Below are 19,476 nucleotides of genomic sequence, written 5' to 3' on the forward strand. Positions count from 1 at the left end.
AAAGTATCAGACATGAAAAAAATATTTATAATATGTTTTGCAGCAGCGCTGTTAAATACTGCATGTTCCAGTAGTTTTTTAGATATTCCGCCACAAAGCTCTTCGACAGAAGGGAGTTTCTTTAAAACAGAGGATCATTTCACACAAGCCATAAATAACACCTACGCAAGTTTGCGTGAACTTTATAATGATAAAGGTTGGTCTATGTCGGAAATGAGATCCGATAATACTCATTATACCAGATATGAAGCAGGAAGAGGATATCCCACAACCGATAAAGAGAATATCGCCGACTTCCTGGTTGCTATAGAAAATACGTATGTACGTGACATGTGGAAATCTTGCTACACAAGCATATCTAAAGCAAATACAGTGATAGACAGAATTGAAACAAAGAATTTCTCTGAAGATTTCACAAAGAAAACATTGGGACAAGCTAAATTCATCAGAGCATTCGTCTATTTCCAATTAGTTCAGTACTTCGGAGGTGTGCCGTTGCAATTGCATGAAGTAACGAGCGCTGAAAATAATGATTTGCCACGTTCTTCTGTCGAGGATGTATATGCACAGATAATTACAGATGTCAAAGAGGCTATCGACTATTTAAAACCTGTAAGCTTTCCTCAGGACGGGTCTGCAACTCAGGGAGCCGCCAAGACGTTATACGCCTATGTCTTGATGACCAAACCTGATCGTGATTATGCTGAAGCAGAAAGACAATTGCTGGACGTTACAAAAATGGGATATGATCTTGAAACTGAATTTGCAGATGTATTCGATACCGGTAAGAAAAACGGAAAAGAACATATTTTCTCTATCCAATATCAGCAGGGAGATCAGGGACAACAAAGTAGTTGGCTGTACATTTTCTTACCGAGAACAGCTAATGCTGATGTTGCAACAGGAGTACAAGGAAGTAACTTAGTAGAAAATTCCGGCTGGAATGTTCCTACATCTGAAACGATCAATCTTTTCTCTGATAAAGACAAGCGTCGTGATGTGTCTATAGGAATAGCTGTCTGCAACGATAACGACATGTACACTAAAATCGATAATTGGTTCTATGTCGGAGATCCGGAGATAGCAAACTATAAGTTAGCCCTTCCTTTTATCCGGAAATATCAACATGCACATGCCAAACTGCGTAATATGGATGATAACTGGCCAGTATACCGGTATTCAGATGTATTGTTACTGTTAGCAGAATGCGCTGTAGAACAAGGGAAACCGAATGAAGCCAATAAATACTTAAACCGTGTACGTGAAAGAGCAGGTTTAGAAGCATACAATGGTGTTGTTACAGCAGATATAGTTGCTAATGAGAGAAGAATGGAGCTTGCTTTTGAAAACCACCGTTGGTTTGACCTGATCAGAACAGGCAAAGCGCTTGAAGTTATGAAAGCGTATGGTGAATATATCAAAAAAGAAGACGTTGGTTTACCGGCTAACACTTATAATATCAAACCCGGGTATCTGTTATACCCCATTCCTTTCCAGGAAATGGAACGTAATAAGAATCTGACACAAAATGAAGGCTATCTGAAGTAGTTCTTTCTAATAAACAACTTAAATTCCGGAATATAGATCTACTTTATATTTCGGAATTTATTTTTAATCACAAACATTAAAATGATCAGAATGAAGAATGTATTTTTTATTTTGCTGATATTATCGACGAATATCCTGTTCAATGCGTGTAAAGAGGAAAGCGATACCGTCTTTGAAGAAGCATTCGACAATCCGCCCGAATCAACGAAACCCTGGGTCTATTGGTACTGGATCAGTGATAATATATCGAAAGAGGGCATTACACGCGATTTGGAAACGATGGCCAAAGTCGGCATCGGTGAAGCCCTTATCGGCAACGTTGTCGACCCGGGGAATCCCTGGGGGAAAGTGAAAGTTCTCAGCGAGGAATGGTGGAGTTGCGTAGAGCACGCCATCAAAGAAGCAGACAGGCTCGGTATCAAAGTCGGTATGTTCAACGGCCCCGGATGGAGCATGTCCGGAGGTCCCTGGGTACAACCTGAAGAAGCGATGCGTTATCTCACTTCGTCTGAAGCCAGGGTTACAGGCGGAAAGAAGATAGAGATTCAATTGGAACAACCGGCAGACTTCTTCCAACAGGTTTCCGTACAGGCTTTTCCTGCTCCCAAGGATGATCAGGGGCACATAACTGCCGCCATGGCAGAGATACATGCTGACCAGCCAGGAGTAAAAGCCATGTTCGACGGAAACAGGAAAACCGCATTCAAAGCCGATAAATATCCTGTCATCATCGATATCCATACCAAAGAACCTTATACGGCACGAAGCATCGAATTCGTTCCCGTGGAAAGCGGTATCGGAGCAAACTTCAAATTGCAGATCAAACAAAGCGAAGGCGATTACAAAACCATTGCCTACCGTGATGTTGCCCGCACAAGATTGGATGCCAATATGGGCGGTATGACATTCGGACCTGCTACAGAAAGTTTCGACGCTGTTACGGCTTCCGATTTCCGGATAATCATAGACGGCTATTATGGCGGACATATCGGAGAAATTGAAATATCAGGAGCCGCCAGATTATCCCATTTTGTAGAAAAACAGTTAGGGCGGTTAAGCGATATCCCGCAGGTGAAAGCCGATACTTATATGTGGAACAAATCGGCCGAACCGGAAAATGATGAGCTGAAAATAAGTGCCGGTGCAATCATCGATATCACCGGTAATGTGGATGAAAAAGGTGTCTTAAGATGGGAGGCTCCGGAAGGGGAATGGATCGTTTTAAGAACGGGAATGGCACTTACCGGAACACAGAACGCACCGGCTTCTCCCGAAAGTACAGGTTATGAAATAGATAAAATGAGTAAAGCCACAGCGACCAAACATTTCGATGCTTATGTCGGTGAGATCATACGCCGCATTCCGGCTGAACAGCGCAAAGGTTTCAGGCACGTTGTGGCGGACAGCTACGAACAAGGTTCAGATACATGGACGGAAGGTTTCGGCGAACTGTTTGAGAAAGAATACGGATACAGTCCATATCCATGGATGCCCGTATTAACCGGGCGTATCGTAGAGAGCGCCGAACGTTCCGACCGCTTTTTGTGGGATCTGCGGCGGTTGGTTGCCGATCGCATAGCAATTGATTATGTCGGAGGACTCCATGATAAATGCGAAGAGAACGGATTACGCCTTTGGCTGGAGAATTACGGACACTGGGGATTCCCTGCCGAGTTTCTGAATTATGGCGGTGCAAGCCATGACGTCGGCGGAGAGTTCTGGATAAGCGATCCAAGCCTGGGAGCCGTTGAATGCCGTTGTGCCTCATCGGCTGCCAATACATACGGGAAACCGTTCACCTCTGCCGAAGCCTTTACCTCTTCCTGGTCGTTCAACCTGACTCCGCGGGATATGAAGAAGATGGGAGACTGGTCCTGGACAGAAGGGATAAACCATTTTGTATTGCATGTGTATATCCACCAGGCCTATGAAGAGAAGCCGGGTATTAATGCCTGGTTCGGTATGGACTTTAACCGGCACAGCAACTGGTTCCCGCACTCCGGCTCCTATTTCGATTATGTACGCAGGTCGACTGCCATTTTACAAACCGGAAAGCATGTGGCGGATGTTGCGTATTTTATCGGGGAAGATGCCCCCAAAATGACAGGTGAGAAAAACCCGTCTCTGCCTCGTGGCTATGACTATGACTTCATTAACAGTGAAGTTCTACATAAATATGCGGATGTTAAGGATGGCAAACTGGTACTGAAATCCGGCATGTCTTACAGGTTGCTTGTTTTACCCAACCAACAGACCATGCGTCCTGAAATGTTGGAAAAGATAGCGGAACTCGTTAAAAACGGATTGGTTGTCTTAGGTCCCAAACCCCTATCCTCTCCCAGCGGCAAAGATTATCCTTCCGCAGATAACAGGGTTGCTTCCCTGGCAAACGAATTATGGGGGAACGGCGAACATGCACACAAGTATGGCAAAGGAATGGTTCTTTCCAATATGGATATCAATGAAGCGGCAGAATTATTGGATATGAAACCGGATATGGTCATGCCGGAAGGTTTCTTATTCACGCACAGAAGTACTGGTAATTCGGATGCCTACTTTATTACCAATCAGAAAGATGACAAGAACAAGGGTGAGTTCGGTTTCAGGGTTACAGGAAAACAGCCTGAACTATGGAATGCTGTTACCGGAGAAAAGCACGACCTATACGAATTCAGGGAAGAGAACGGTTTTACCTATATCCCTCTTGAGTTCGACCAGTCAGACTCCTGGTTTATCGTATTCCGTAAAGGGATAGAAAAGAAGAAAGACAGACCGAACTTCCCTGAAAAAACGACTGTGCAAACACTAAAAGGGGATTGGAAAGTCAAATTTGAAGCAGCAAATGACACCATCGAAAGTATCATCCTGCCGGAATTAAAAGACCTGACAACCTTCGATGATCCTTCCATCAAATATTTCACGGGAGTTGCAACCTATTCAAATGAATTTGAATATGCCGAAGAGCCGACTTCTCCTGTATGGATTGATCTGGGAAAGGTTGAAGCGATGGCACAGGTCACGATCAACGGACATGAACTGCCTTATCTCTGGAGATATCCTTACTCCATAGAAATCTCCGATTTTCTTGTGAAAGGCACCAACAGGATTGAAGTGGATGTCGTGAACACATGGTGGAACCGTCTTGTCGGTGACAAGCAACCCAACAGCAAGCAACATGCTTCTGCAACAGTCTGCAGATGGAATGCTGAAAGTAAATTGTTGCCGGCTGGATTGGTAGGACCCGTTACTATAAAAAAGGAATAAGCAAACTTTTCCAGTAAAGATTCGGATAAATTGCCGAATCTCATTTTACAAAAAGACGCCATTTTGAACGATTCACTTACTTTTCGTTCAGAATGGCGTCTCTTTTATCTCCTTTCATTGACAAATAGTCATACTTACCAGGAATAACAAGTCTCCTTTTAACGATATTTCAGCAAGTTTTCACTTGCGTCAACTTACAATATACTCCTATTCACTGTTATATAGTTATAATTCATAACAAACAAAGGGGATTATTAAAACAATTTATCACCACACATAGTTTTATAGAACATTTAGATGCACTTATCGCACATAAAATATCAAAACGTCGTATATTTGCATTACAACAAAACAAAAAGAAATACCAAAAGGAGTAAAACAATCGAAATGACAAATCCAATTAGATTCACAAAGATGCACGGGGCCGGTAACGACTACATATACATAAACTCGATGGCTTATCCGCTGGAAAATCCGGAAGAGCTAGCCATTAAGTTGAGTGCACTGCATACAGGTATCGGATCAGATGGATTGGTTTTAATCGGTTCATCGGAAAAAGCCGATTTCAGCATGCGGATATTCAATGCCGACGGCTCCGAAGCCATGATGTGCGGAAACGCTTCCCGTTGTATAGGTAAATATGTTTACGAAGCAGGACTAACCGACAAAGAGACAGTCACACTGGAAACATTATCAGGCATCAAGATTCTGCAACTAACAGTTTCCAACGGCACCGTAACCGAAGTAACGGTCGATATGGGAACCCCGGAAATAATTGAACCAGCCATTGAACTGAAAGCCGACGGGCAAACCTATACCGGCACTATCCTGTCGATGGGAAACCCTCACCTGGTTATTTTTGTTACTAATATAAACGATATCGACTTGCCGGCTATCGGACCTAAGCTGGAATGTCATCCCCTCTTCCCCGACCGGATAAATGTTGAGTTTGTACAGGTTTTGAAAGACGATGAAGTCCGGATGAGGGTATGGGAACGGGGATCAGGGATTACCCAGGCTTGCGGAACAGGTGCTTGTGCAACCGCCGTCGCTGGAGTCGTATGCGGTAAGACCCAACGTAAAACAAAAGTGATCATGGACGGTGGACCGCTCACCATCCACTGGGATAAAGACAATGGAAAAGTCTATATGACCGGAGGAGCAGTCACCGTATTTGAAGGGACAATAGAAGTATAACAAAAAGACAGGCGCCCCCTGTCTCCACAAGACAACAACATAAAACAACAGAACGAATATGGCACTGATTAACGAACATTTCCTGAAACTACAGAACAGTTACTTATTTTCCGACATTGCGAAAAAAGTAAATAGTTTCAAGATAACGCACCCTAAAGACAAAATAATCCGCATGGGAATCGGTGATGTAACACAACCGCTGGCACCAGCCGTTATCGAAGCGATGCACAAAGCCGTTGACGACCTGGCAACCCAGGAGAATTTCCACGGCTATGGTCCCGAACAGGGTTATCCTTTCCTGATCGACGCTATCATCAAGAATGATTATGCCAGCCGAGGGATATTTCTGGAGCCGGGCGAAGTTTTCGTCAGTGACGGTGCCAAAAGCGATTGCGGAAATATAGGCGATATTCTCCGCCACGATAATAGTATCGGAGTACTCGATCCGGTCTACCCCGTCTATATAGATTCCAACGTCATGAGCGGACGTACCGGAGTATTGGAAAACGGAAAATGGAGCGATGTCGTTTATATTCCCTGCACGGAAGAAAACGATTTCATTCCCGAACTTCCGAGCCGCCGGGTAGATATCCTCTATCTCTGCTACCCCAACAACCCGACAGGCACAAGCCTGACAAAAGACGAGTTGAAGAAATGGGTAAACTACGCGCTGGCAAACGATGTACTGATCATGTACGATTCAGCTTACGAAGCTTACATACAGGACCCGAACATCCCTCACTCGATCTATGAAATCAAAGGGGCGAAAAAGGTTGCTATCGAATTTCGTAGCTTCTCGAAGACCGCCGGTTTCACCGGAGTACGTTGCGGATATACGGTTGTGCCGAAAGAACTGAACGGCTTTACGTTGGGAGGCGAAAAGGTACAATTGAACAAGCTGTGGAACCGCCGTCAAACGACCAAATTCAACGGGACCAGCTACATCACCCAGCGGGGTGCCGAAGCGGTCTACTCTCCGGAAGGAAAAGAACAAGTGAAGGCTACGATCAACTATTATATGACTAACGCACGTATTATGAAAGAGGGTCTCCAGGGTTGCGGTCTGAAGGTATGGGGTGGTGAAAATGCTCCTTATCTCTGGGTAAAAGCTCCGAAAGGTCTCTCCTCCTGGAAATTCTTTGATAAGTTGCTTTACGAAGTCAATATCGTAGGGACACCGGGCGTAGGATTCGGCCCGAGTGGCGAAGGCTATCTGAGACTCACCGCCTTTGGCGACCGGGACGACACTTTGGAGGCAATGGCCAGGCTGAAGAAGTGGCTCTGAATAATTGAAAATTGAGAATTGAAAATACAGGAAGCAGGATGAAACAAAAGAGTAAACAACGTATCAATTCAGGTTATCTCATGAAAAGGACCGTATAGAGAAGCCGGCCGCTGCTTTTCGATTTTATAGAATGTTATACCGCAATGCCAAGCCCCAACTATGGCAGGTAACTCTATACTCCTTTTTATAGGGCAGCAATCCCTCCACATATGTGATTACTGCATCAGGATGTGGAAAGGAAGGTTCCTCCTACCTTCCCGGAAGATAAATAATAACAAACACTTACTTTAAAATCAAATAGTATGTCAAAGTTAAGATTCAGAGTTGTAGAATCGGCCTTCAAGAAAAGAGCCACCGAAGTAGCCACCCCGGCAGAACGTCCGTCCGAATATTTCGGAAAGAACGTATTCAACCGTGAGAAGATGTTCAAATATCTTCCGGAAAAGGCTTATGCCAAACTAGTCGATTCTATCGACAACGGCACTCCTCTCGACCGGGAAACGGCCGATGCCGTAGCCGCCGGTATGAAAAAATGGGCGATCGAAATGGGAGCAACCCATTATACCCACTGGTTTCATCCTCTGACCGAAGGAACCGCCGAAAAACATGACGCTTTCGTAGAGCACGACGGTAAAGGCGGAATGGTTGAAGAATTTTCAGGAAAACTCCTGATCCAACAGGAACCGGATGCTTCCAGTTTTCCGAACGGCGGTATCCGAAATACCTTCGAGGCACGCGGCTATTCGGCCTGGGATCCTTCATCCCCAGCTTTCATCGTTGGCGATACCTTGTGCATACCGACCATCTTCATTGCTTATACCGGCGAATCGCTGGACTATAAGGCTCCCTTGCTGAAAGCATTGGAAGCTGTCAATAAAGCAGCCGTCGACGTATGCCACTATTTCAATCCGGATGTAAAGAAAGTATACGCTTATCTAGGATGGGAACAGGAATATTTCCTGGTAGACGAAGGTCTGTATGCCGCCCGTCCTGACCTGTTGCTTAGCGGTCGTACGCTGATGGGCCACGAAAGTAGCAAGAACCAGCAACTGGAAGATCACTACTTCGGTGCCATTCCTACCCGCGTCATGGAATTTATGAAAGAGTTGGAAATTGAATCCCTCAAATTGGGTATCCCATTGAAGACCCGCCACAACGAAGTAGCTCCTAACCAATTCGAACTGGCTCCTATCTTTGAAGAATGCAACCTGGCAAACGACCATAACCTGCTCGTCATGGCACTGATGCGTAAGATCAGCCGCAAGCATGGTTTCCGTGTCCTGTTGCATGAAAAGCCATTCAAAGGAGTGAACGGATCAGGTAAGCACAACAACTGGTCACTGGGTACCGACACAGGCATCGGCTTGATGGGCCCGGGGAAGACTCCGGAGGACAACCTGCGCTTCATCACTTTCGTTGTAAATGTTTTGATGGCCGTTTATCGTCACAACGGATTACTGAAAGCGAGTATCTCCAGTGCAACCAACGCCCACCGCCTGGGAGCCAACGAAGCACCTCCCGCAATTATCTCCAGCTTCCTGGGGACCCAGTTATCACAGGTTTTAGACCATCTGGAAAAGAGTGAACCGGAGGATCTCATGCTGGCCGGTAAACAAGGAATGAAACTGGATATCGCCCGTATCCCCGAATTACTGATCGATAACACCGACCGTAACCGTACCTCCCCTTTCGCTTTCACCGGAAACCGTTTCGAATTTCGCGCCGTAGGTTCCGAAGCCAATTGTGCCTCGGCGATGCTGGCTCTGAATGCCGCAGTTGCCGAACAATTGAAGTTATTTAAAGCAGAGGTAGACGGAAAGATCGCAACCGGCAAAGACAAGTTTGCAGCCATTCTGGAAGTACTCCGCAAAGACATCAAAGAATGCAAAGCCATCCATTTCGACGGCAACGGTTATAGCGATGAATGGAAAGAAGAGGCCAAACGCCGCGGCCTGGATTGTGAAACCAGTGTTCCGGTCATTTTCGACAATTACCTGAAAGAAAGTAGCATCAAGATGTTCGAGTCGACAGGTGTCATGACCCGCAAAGAGCTGGAAGCCCGTAACGAAGTGAAATGGGAAACATACACAAAGAAGATACAGATCGAAGCCCGTGTATTAGGCGACCTGACGATGAACCATATCATCCCTATCGCCACCCGCTATCAGACTTCGCTGGTCGATAACGTTTATAAAATGAAAGATCTTTTTCCGGCAGACAAGGCATCCGTCCTTTCCGCCCGCAACCTGGAGATCATCGAAGACATCGCTTGCCGCACCAACTTCATCAAGGAAAAGGTCGACGAAATGATCGAAGCCCGTAAGGTTGCCAACAAGATCGAGAGCGAACGCGAAAAGGCCATTGCCTACCACGACACCATCGTCCCGATGCTGGAAGAGATCCGCTACCACATCGACAAACTGGAACTGGTTGTAGACGACCAGATGTGGACATTACCAAAATATCGCGAATTATTATTTATCAGATAGTTTTTTGTTGATTGTTTTGTGTTTTAAAGGGAAGCATGCTACGAAGTATGGCTTCCCTTCTTTCATATTCCCGGAGAAATACATACCTTTGGATCATCATTATATAAGAAAGGAGTTTACGTTATGACGGCAATGGAATTACAACAATGGAGAGAAAACTTCATCAAGGAATATCTCAACAAGATGGATAGCCTCGAAACAATGGCTAAACTGGAAAAGTATGCGAAGCGGATAATGACGAAAAAGACTATTACTTTGTCTCCTATCGCATATAGCCTTGAAGAAGCCAACCAAGAAATCGACCAAGCAGAAAAAGAGCTTCACGAAGGAAAAGGAATTAATGAAACAGGAATGCTTCAATTCTTTGCCAAGAAAGAGAATCCTCGTCCTTGCGTCGTTCATTCGCAAGAAGAAATGATTGCGGCAATCAGGGAATCGGAAGAAGCAATCGAGCGCGGAGAATATATCACCGATGAAGAACTTTCTGAAGAAATAAAAACATGGTGGAAATAGCGTATCGTCTTATTTGGTCCCGACCTGCCCAAAAAGAATTAAAAGCCATAGCCTTATACTATAAAAAAGAGGTCTCTTTAAGAGTTGCCCAAAGTATAATTGAAGCTATTCAAGCAGAAGCAAGACGGCTTATACACATGCCTTTCATAGGACAAATAGAGCCATCTTTAGCCGATGATCCTCGCGAGTATCGTTATTTGATTAGTGGTCATTATAAGATCGTTTATCACATCAATAAAGATAAGATACGTATAAATAATATCTTCGATTGCCGGCAAGCCCCCGATAAACTCAAACAAACAATACGATAAACAAATAGAATATGAACTACGGATTTATAAAAGTAGCAGCAGCCGTCCCTCACGTACAGGTGGCAGACTGTTCTTATAATATAGGGCAGATAGAAAGCCTGATACGTCAGGCATCGGAAAAGGGAGTCCAACTGATCGCTTTTCCTGAATTATCGGTGACGGCCTATACCTGCCTGGACTTGTTTGCCCAGCAAACTTTACTGAAGAATGCAGAACAGGCCCTATTAAAACTCGTCAACGACACCGCCGACCTGAACCTGCTCACCATCGTAGGTGCCCCGCTCGTAACGGACAACCGACTGATCAATGCCGCTATCGCTTTTCAAAGCGGAAAGATAATAGGCGTAGTTCCCAAAACATATCTGCCGAACTACAAAGAATTTCAGGAACAGCGCTGGTTTACTTCCGCTACCGAGCTATGGGATAAAACCATCTCGATCGGAAACAACGCATACCCGATGAATAGTCACCTATTATTCACCTCCGGACAGGTAAAAATCGGTATCGAGATATGTGAAGACTTATGGGTTCCCGTTCCCCCTAGTTCCCTACTGGCGATGGAAGGAGCCAATATCCTGGTAAATATATCCGCCAGTAACGAACTGATCGGTAAACACCATTACCTCCGTTCACTGATCTGCCAGCAATCTGCCCGTTGTATGGCAGGATATGTCTACGCCTCCGCCGGTTTCGGAGAATCCAGTACAGACCTTGTTTTTGCGGGTAACGGCATCATTGCCGAAAACGGAAATCTCCTGGAAGAATCGCCGCGCTTCACCATGCAGGAACAACTCATCATCAGTGAGATCGACGTTGAAAACCTGCAAAACGACCGTCGCGTGAACACCAGCTTCATGCACGGAGCCTCCACTTTATTACCGGAGGAAACGATCGTAGTCCCGTTCGCCCTGTCCGAAACTTCCGGAGATCCGGTACTGACGCGCCCGATCGACCCGCATCCTTTCACTCCTTCCGGCGATGCTTTAAAAGAGCGTTGCGAAGAAATCTTCCAGATTCAGGTGGCCGGACTAGCCAAACGCATGGTCCATACCCACTCTAAAACGGCGGTTGTCGGTATTTCGGGTGGACTGGATTCCACATTAGCCCTGTTGGTAACCGTGATGACCTTCGATGCGCTCGGTATCCCCCGGGGTCAGATACTCGGTATCACCATGCCCGGCTTCGGAACCACCGACCGCACCTATACCAATGCTTGCGACCTGATCCGTTCATTGGGTGTCACACTAAAAGAAATTTCGATCAAAGATGCCTGCCTCCAACACTTCAAAGACATCAACCACGATCCGTCTGTCCATGATGTTACTTACGAGAACAGCCAGGCACGCGAACGTACCCAAATCCTGATGGACGTTGCCAACCAGGAAAACGGTATGGTGATCGGAACCGGCGACCTGTCGGAACTGGCACTGGGTTGGGCGACCTACAACGGCGATCATATGTCGATGTACGGTGTTAACGGAAGCATCCCTAAAACATTAGTCAAATACCTAGTGGAATGGGTTGCCCACAACCGGGTGGATGAAGCCTCCCGCGCTACCTTGCTGGATATCGTCGATACCCCTATCAGCCCCGAACTGATCCCGGCAGATGAAAACGGAAATATCAAACAAAAAACGGAAGACCTGGTAGGCCCTTACGAACTACACGATTTCTTCCTGTATCATTTCCTCCGCTTCGGCTCCTCACCTGTCAAGATCTACTTCCTGGCACAACAGGCTTTCAAGGACAATTACGACAAAGAGACAATCAAAAAATGGCTCTACACTTTCTTCCGCCGTTTCTTCCAGCAACAGTTCAAACGAAGTTGCCTGCCCGACGGCCCGAAAGTCGGTTCCGTCAGTCTTTCCCCACGCGGCGACTGGCGTATGCCGAGCGATGCGATGGCAACGTTATGGCTGAAAGAGATAGAAGCTTTAGATTGAAAAAGACAGAACTTATAAATAAATAAAGAGCATATCCATCATCCTTTACGGAACACAGATACGCTCTTTATTTATCCCTGTCTATCAGAAGATATCTATCTTACTTCGTTATCCCAGATATTTACGATAGAACCCTGTCAGTTTCTCAACAGCCGGATTCACATACTCCGGATTATCATACAGGTCATAATGGGAAGCATTCTCAAAAACAAGCAAATCCTTTTCTTTCGATGCAGCCCGTTTGTAAAGTTCTTTGCCATCCTGGAAAGACTTGAACACACCGCCTTTAGCACCGACAATGATCTGTAAAGGTTGCGTCAGCAGTTTGTCCACCATATGAAAAGCATCGAAAGCGATTACGGAAGCCATACTTATAAAACGTAATTTATTTGTTGAATTCGGATGTTGTCCACGCGGAGTCAAGTAATACTCATACGCCTCACGCAAATCTATATCTTCGGCATCTTTGCTTTCAGCTGCCACCCAGGGCACAATCAGCGGTTCTGCACCTCGAGCTTCCGCCGTACGCTGTCGGCCAATCATCTCCAGCACCTTGATCACCTCTTCGGCAGGCCCTTCGTTATTTACCCGGCCAATATTAGCACCTACAGACGTACCTACCGCTTTGATACGGCGTTCCGTCATTGCGGCATTCACGATGTAACCTCCGCCGGCACATATACCAAGACCACCGATACGTTCTTCATCCACATAAGGAAGTGTTGTCAAAAAATCCACCGCACAACGTATATCTTCGACACGTGTTGCCGGATCTTCTATATCCCGTGGCTCACCACCGCTCTCTCCCTGATAGGAAGCATTGACAGCTAAGGTAACAAATCCTTGTTCAGCCAGTTTTCCCGCATAAATAGCAGCCGTCTGTTCCTTACAACTACTTCCCGGATGAACAACAACAATAGCTGCATATTTCTTATTTTCATCAAAACCAGTCGGTAGGTAAAGGTCGGCTGCCACATCGATAACACGATTTTTAAAAGTCACATTCTTCTTCATTGCCAATAATTTTTATAGTTGAACCTTCTTTCTTTATATATTACAAAGATAAACAGGAATCCATCCTATAAGTTTTTCCCATTGGCTCAAAAAGATGTTTCGGAAAAGCTCAGAACACAGGGATACATATCTACCGGGCAGGTGTAAACCCAAATTGTTTTTTGAAAGCCGTAGTAAAATGAGACCTGTTTTTAAAACCGACACTAAAACACACGTCCGATATTTTCTCTCCCCCGCTCCTGATCTTTTCATAAGCGACATCCAACCTCTTCTGCATAATCCATTTCTGAGGCGACAAACTGCTTATTTTCCTGAAATCCCTCTTGAAAGTCGCCAGGCTCCTCCCTGTATATAAAGCGATCTCCTCCATAGACAGATCGTGCATATAATTCTTATTCAGGAAATCAAGTATATCGATCTTCCACGGTTCCGTAAAATCAAAAAGCGTAGGATAAAAATCTTTATTCATCGCCAGCAGGGAGATCAATCCCTCGCGTAGTTTCAACTGCATCAACTCATCATTCGGCTTGTTCTCCGAATTAAAGTAAGGGACCATTGAAAAGAATAAGCTCTGGATATCGGCAGATTCAGGAAGTTTCAAAACAGACACAGCCAATGGTTTCGCTCCTTTGGGAATATCTTTCCGATCTAAGGAACGGTAATAGTCACGTAGAAAGTTCCTGTTGAATTTCAGTGTAATCCCCCTATATTGTTCCCCTTTGGCAGGTCCCTTATTGATAGTCACCGTATGATCCCGCTTAACGAACACACATTCACCGGCTCCGGCAGTAATCTCCTGCCCATTCTCCTGGATAGACATTTGCCCCGAATACACATAAATCAACAGATGCGACACGGCTTTGTGGCTACAGACCGTATCATTATTCAGGAAAAAACTGAATATAATATCCGAATAACTGAATATAGTAGTCTCTTGCTGTTCCATTTTATCCTTCTTATTTTCCACAAATATACAAAACAACAGACAAATAAGATTTTTCTTAACGGCTCAAATACACTATTCTATCCGGCTCTTATAAAAAGAAAAGGAGATGCATCCAAAGACACATCTCCTTCTTTTTTTATCGCTTATTTATTAATTATAAACCGAATTCCGGTTTACGGTGAATCCACTGTCCGCGAGTGAAGTCAGGGAAATCAACTAATGCACCGCCACGGGCGATAGACATTTCAGACAAACCTGAGATAGCACTCCAAGCTGCAGCATCATAGCAGTCCATAGGAGCCGGACGTTTGTTTTTGATGCGGTCAATCAGGTCGTACATCATAATGAAGTCCATACCACCGTGACCGGCTTCTTTTGCCTGAGCATCCAACTGGGCCCACAATTTGTGGTCGTATTTCTTAAACCATTCTTCAGAGTCATCCCAACGGTGAGGTTTAGACTGATTCTCTACATACACATGATCGCCATCGTTCATCCACAAACCTTCTGTTCCCTGAATACGGAATCCCAAAGAATAAGGACGAGGAGAGTTTGTATCGTGGGTTACGATGATTGTTTGGCCGTTCGCACATTTGATCATAGAAGTCACGATGTCACCCAGGTTAAAACGAACTTTAGCCAACGGATGGTTTTCGCCACCATTATCTACGATAAACTTATGCAATCCGCGAGACTGAGTTGCCATGGCAGAAAGAGAAAGGAAACGGTTACCGCGGTTGATGTCCATACAGTTAGCAACCGGTCCGATACCGTGAGTCGGGTAAATATCACCATTACGATGTACGGAGTGATTCGTACGCCACTGAGCTTCAGCAAAAGCCTCCGGTCCCATACGCAACTCGCCACCCTTCTGGTAAGTATAATTCTTACCGTCATTAAACTTCACATCACGTAAGTCATGTTCGTAACCGCAACCACCATGCAGCAGTTCACCGAACAACCCTTCGCGAACCATGTTCAATGCAGCCATACAGTCACGACGATAGCACACATTTTCCATGATGTTCAAATGGCTGCCTGTTGCTTCCGATACATTGACCAGATCCCAGCATTCTTCAACTGTATTAGCTGCGGAAACTTCCACGCCAACATAAGGAACGCCAGCCTTCATGGCTGCTAACGACATCGGCACGTGCCATTCCCAAGGGCTGGCAATGATCACACAGTCGAATTCTTCGTTATTCAACATCTTTTCAAATTCACGTTCACCGCCCTTATAAACCTTAGGTGCATCTACGTTAAATTTAGCAATGTGTTTGAGAGTTCTGTCGATCGGCCCCTGTTGAATATCACAGATAGCAACGATCTTGTTTCCCGGAATAGCCAACACATTATTGATGTGTTCATGGCAACGTGAACCTGTTCCGATAAATCCGAAACGCAGTTTGCCATCATCTTTTCCGGCTGTTTTCTTCTTCTGAGGTTCCGGAGAACCTGCTACTGTAGTGGCAGAGGCGGTACCAGCCATAGCCAAACCTGCTGCACCAACTCCGGCTGCAGTCATTTTTTTAAGAAAGGAACGACGAGTGTTTTCCATGTTCTTTATTTAGTATTTTATGTTAAGTGGGCAAATTTATAATATTTAATCAACTTCTCAAATATGTTTAGAAAAAAAGAATCAATCAAAATCACCAATTAATAATTTGTAATCTTTCCGGTCTCTCTTTTAAGCTTTTCAAACGTCATAATCATTTGCCTCAAACGCCTTGATTCCTTCTCCGCCAGGTTATGTTCCTGTCCGATATCTTCCTTTATATTATACAATTGATAACAGTTTCCCAGTCCTGAAAAACCGACGCCGTCAGGATCGTCATAATAAGCAGGGTAAGGCGGGATCATCACCCAATCACCCTGATGCAGGGCATAATTGAAATAACCTTCAGTAACCAGCTCTTTACGTCCCTGATCGCTTTTTCCCAAAAACACGGGCAAGGTATTCTGGCTATCAGTCTTATCCGAATAGGTCTGCCCTGTCAATGCCGCCAGAGAGGCCAGCAAATCCATTTGACAAATCAAAGCATCCGACACTCCGGGGCTAACGACAGCCGGCCAGCGCAACAGGAACGGAATACAAGTACCCCCATCGTATAAACTGGTTTTCCCACCGCGGTAAGGACCTGCCATTTTATGATCACCAACCAGTTCCACTGCCTGATCCTGATAACCGTCATCCAGCACGGGACCATTATCGCTGGTAAAGATCACCAACGTATTCTCTGTCAATCCCAACTTATCCAACTCGTTCAAAAACTCCGTCACACACCAGTCAGCCTCCAGAATAACATCCCCGCGAGGTCCCATGCCCGACTTTCCGACAAATTTTTGATTCGGCACACGAGGCACATGAGGCTGGTGCAATCCGTAATACAGGAAGAACGGTTTATCCTTATTGTCTTTAAGAAATCCTTTCGCCTTCTCCAGGAACAATTCAGCCATATCCTCGTCTTTCCACTGGGCCGCCTTGCCGCCTTTCTGGAATCCGATACGGGGTACGCCATTCACGATCGATCCGGCATGCCCCACACTCGGATGCATCCGAAGCAATTCCGGGTTATCCTTACCGGTAGGTTCACCCGGGAAATTATGCTTATAACTGACATATAACGGATCATTCGGTTCCAGTCCGACACCCTTTCCGTTTTCAATAAAAATACAAGGAACCCGGTCGTTGGTCGCTGCTTGGATAAAAGAATAATCATATCCAACTTCTTTCGCCCCGGGATAAACAGTTTCGTTCCAATCGACGGCACCGTCACCCAATCCCAGATGCCATTTACCGACAGAACCTGTCACATATCCCGCCTGCTTCATCACTTTCGGCAAAGTGATTTGCTGGGTATTAATGATCAAAGCCGCATTCCCCGGAAGTATTTTGGCGTCTTTGTTAGTCCAGGGATACAATCCTGTCAGCAAGGAATAACGGCTGGGTGTAGAAGTTGCTGCCGTACAATACCCCTGTGTAAAACGCAGCCCTTCATTGGCTATCCGGTCCATACCCGGTGTATGAATACGGGTCGCACCATAACAACTCAGATCGCCGTACCCCAGATCATCAGCTACAATAATTACAACATTAGGCTGCTGCCCAGTCTGAGCGAAGGCGTTTAATCCGGACAAGGCTCCTATTCCGGTTGCTACACATAGTAGATTTTTCATATTCATGTTTTTCATATATAATAATGCAGGCGTTGATTGTGACAATCAACGCCTGCAAATATAACAAATCATACGGATCTCATACTATCCGTTTATGGATTTTGTGTCAGTGTACCCGGATAAGCATTGATCTCCGATTGAGGTATATACTGAATTGCGAACGGACTTGTTGCCGGATATTCAGGAATACCATCGTGAAAACCGGGATAACGGCGTACCATTGTCTCTCCCACCCGGTACACGTCAAAACCACGGTCCGCTTCATAAGCCAGTTCCAGTTGTCTTTCCTTCATGATACGTTCCTGTGCATTGGTAGCATCCAGGGAAGTGTAGGCTGCATCCGGCAGTGAACGTTCGCGAACCACATTCAGATCAGACAATGCTTTCGGATAATTGCCTAATTTGGCACTTGCTTCCGCACGTATCAGATATATTTCACCCAAGCGTGAAATGATCGGTGAATACAAATGAGGATACCCGTCCTGTTTAGAACATTTATAGCTGAAAAATTTCGGATTACCCTGGCTTTCCAGCATATAGTAATCATAATCTCCTACATATGTCTTGCCCTCATAAACAATCGAATAACGTTTATTTGCCACATCTACCGGAGTCAGTTCATATTCCTTTGATTCGATCGTAGCGACCAACTTGCCACCCACTTCTTTCGTTTCTCCCTGGCGATATACATAACTGGAAAGTTTTCCATCCACATATAACTCAGCGACAAAACGGAATGCAGGGATCTGCTGGTCATTATCATCCGTCTTATACTGCGGATGGATAAAGGCTTCACGGGCATCGGTATCTTTACCGGTTTCATGCAACAAATCCATATACTTGGCACTTGCATATACTTCCCCCCAGCCCTGGCCGTCGATTTCCGCATACATACTTCCTATCGGATCGCCCCAGTCGGCCACATCAGATGCGATATATTTCACGGCAAAAATCGTTTCCGTCTGAGAAGGATCGTCAGGAGCCAGTTCATTATATCTCATAAATGAACTGCGATTTAACAAAGAGAACTGTCCGCTCTCAATAACAGTGTTCGCATAATTATATGACAATTGAGCAAACTCCTTATCAGGGTTTTCGAATGTACCGCTCATATACATATATACTTTTGCCAACAAAGCCTGAGCCGCATACTTAGATACATAAGTACCCGACTTAAAGCCAGTCATCAGTTGTTCCGCTTTCTTCAAGTCGGCCAGTACTTGTTCGTAAGTTTCCTTCACGGTTGAACGATCCGGAAGATTCAGGTTCGACAGGTCCTCCGGCATACCGTTCACGATGGGCACCCCCAGATTCTTGCCTGGTTCTTGGTAATAAGGACGGCCAAACACACGGCAAAGGTAGAAATACATCATTCCCCGCATATAATAAGCCTGCCCCAATTTATTATCGAGCTCTACTGACTCACCCTCCTGGATCATGTTCATCAGCGAACTTGTTTGGGAAATAATATTGTATGCACTATTCCAAACGGTAGAAAGGCCGGAATTATTTACAGTATGCTGATACGTAAAATAAGTACCGAACGGATTAGTTGTCGGTTTATCCTTACAAACGTTATCGCTCGGGAATTCACCGCAATAATGAAGATGCTCAGAAGCGGTCTTCATTTTAGAATAACATCCGTTCAATAAAACATCTACGGCTGCTTCCTTATCGGCCATGATCTTATCATCCGTATAATAACCATACGGGGCACGGTCGATATCACAACTGGTAATCATTGTGGCAGCAGCAGCCAACGCTGCTATAGCTATTTTTTTCATTTCGT

The 19,476-nt window shown here is 45.3% G+C and carries 13 protein-coding genes; 8 read left to right on the forward strand and 5 right to left on the reverse strand.

The genetic code is table 11. The features are described from left to right. The first annotated feature begins 12 nt into the window (after window positions 1-12). The 8 genes from DWX23_RS11515 (at window position 13) to DWX23_RS11550 (ending at window position 12,550) form a co-directional block, all read left to right on the forward strand. Window positions 13-1,548, forward strand: coding sequence for a RagB/SusD family nutrient uptake outer membrane protein (locus DWX23_RS11515; protein WP_122357240.1), 1,536 nt, complete (start codon window positions 13-15; stop codon window positions 1,546-1,548). Window positions 1,549-1,638: 90 nt separating this feature from the next. Further along, the gene (locus tag DWX23_RS11520; protein ID WP_158607072.1) at window positions 1,639-4,812 is read left to right on the forward strand and encodes a glycosyl hydrolase; all 3,174 of its coding nucleotides are present in this window, start codon (window positions 1,639-1,641) and stop codon (window positions 4,810-4,812) included. A 387-nt stretch (window positions 4,813-5,199) separates the two neighbouring features. Further along, window positions 5,200-6,009 carry a diaminopimelate epimerase gene (gene dapF / locus DWX23_RS11525; RefSeq protein ID WP_122374588.1) on the forward strand — a complete coding sequence of 270 codons (810 nt, stop codon included), beginning with the start codon at window positions 5,200-5,202 and terminating at the stop codon, window positions 6,007-6,009. A 58-nt stretch (window positions 6,010-6,067) separates the two neighbouring features. After that, window positions 6,068-7,294: an LL-diaminopimelate aminotransferase gene (locus DWX23_RS11530; protein WP_122357238.1), complete on the forward strand. Its 1,227-nt coding sequence runs from the start codon at window positions 6,068-6,070 to the stop codon at window positions 7,292-7,294. 302 nt (window positions 7,295-7,596) lie between these two features. Next, a complete protein-coding gene (locus DWX23_RS11535) occupies window positions 7,597-9,783 on the forward strand; it encodes a glutamine synthetase III (RefSeq protein ID WP_122357237.1) in 2,187 nt (728 codons plus the stop codon). A 123-nt stretch (window positions 9,784-9,906) separates the two neighbouring features. Next, entirely contained in the window at window positions 9,907-10,296 is a 390-nt protein-coding gene (locus DWX23_RS25140; RefSeq protein WP_122374589.1) for a hypothetical protein, read from the forward strand. Continuing rightward, complete coding sequence (locus tag DWX23_RS11545) at window positions 10,284-10,607, forward strand: type II toxin-antitoxin system RelE/ParE family toxin (protein WP_122374590.1); 324 nt, start codon at window positions 10,284-10,286, stop codon at window positions 10,605-10,607. Before DWX23_RS25140 ends, DWX23_RS11545 begins: the two co-directional genes overlap by 13 nt. 11 nt (window positions 10,608-10,618) lie before the next feature. Then, complete coding sequence (locus tag DWX23_RS11550) at window positions 10,619-12,550, forward strand: NAD(+) synthase (protein WP_122374591.1); 1,932 nt, start codon at window positions 10,619-10,621, stop codon at window positions 12,548-12,550. A 108-nt stretch (window positions 12,551-12,658) separates the two neighbouring features. Here the strand turns inward: DWX23_RS11550 and DWX23_RS11555 are convergent, their stop codons facing one another. From DWX23_RS11555 to DWX23_RS11575, 5 genes are all read right to left on the reverse strand, one after another. Then, a complete protein-coding gene (locus DWX23_RS11555) occupies window positions 12,659-13,564 on the reverse strand; it encodes an alpha/beta hydrolase (RefSeq protein WP_122374592.1) in 906 nt (301 codons plus the stop codon). 130 nt (window positions 13,565-13,694) lie between these two features. Continuing rightward, on the reverse strand, window positions 13,695-14,510 hold the full coding sequence (locus tag DWX23_RS11560; RefSeq protein WP_122374620.1) for an AraC family transcriptional regulator: 816 nt from the start codon (window positions 14,508-14,510) through the stop codon (window positions 13,695-13,697). Between the two features lie 154 nt (window positions 14,511-14,664). Further along, window positions 14,665-16,068, reverse strand: a complete 1,404-nt coding sequence (locus tag DWX23_RS11565) for a Gfo/Idh/MocA family protein (RefSeq protein WP_122374593.1) — start codon at window positions 16,066-16,068, stop codon at window positions 14,665-14,667. A 98-nt stretch (window positions 16,069-16,166) separates the two neighbouring features. After that, a complete protein-coding gene (locus tag DWX23_RS11570) occupies window positions 16,167-17,687 on the reverse strand; it encodes a sulfatase-like hydrolase/transferase (RefSeq protein WP_122374621.1) in 1,521 nt (506 codons plus the stop codon). Window positions 17,688-17,779: 92 nt separating this feature from the next. Continuing rightward, window positions 17,780-19,471 (reverse strand): RagB/SusD family nutrient uptake outer membrane protein, encoded by a 1,692-nt coding sequence (locus DWX23_RS11575; RefSeq protein ID WP_122374594.1) that lies wholly within the window; start codon window positions 19,469-19,471, stop codon window positions 17,780-17,782. Window positions 19,472-19,476 lie beyond the last annotated feature (5 nt).

It is taken from the genome of Parabacteroides sp. AF18-52 (genome assembly GCF_003479145.1).
In the GTDB taxonomy this organism is placed as follows: Bacteria; Bacteroidota; Bacteroidia; order Bacteroidales; family Tannerellaceae; genus Parabacteroides; species Parabacteroides faecis.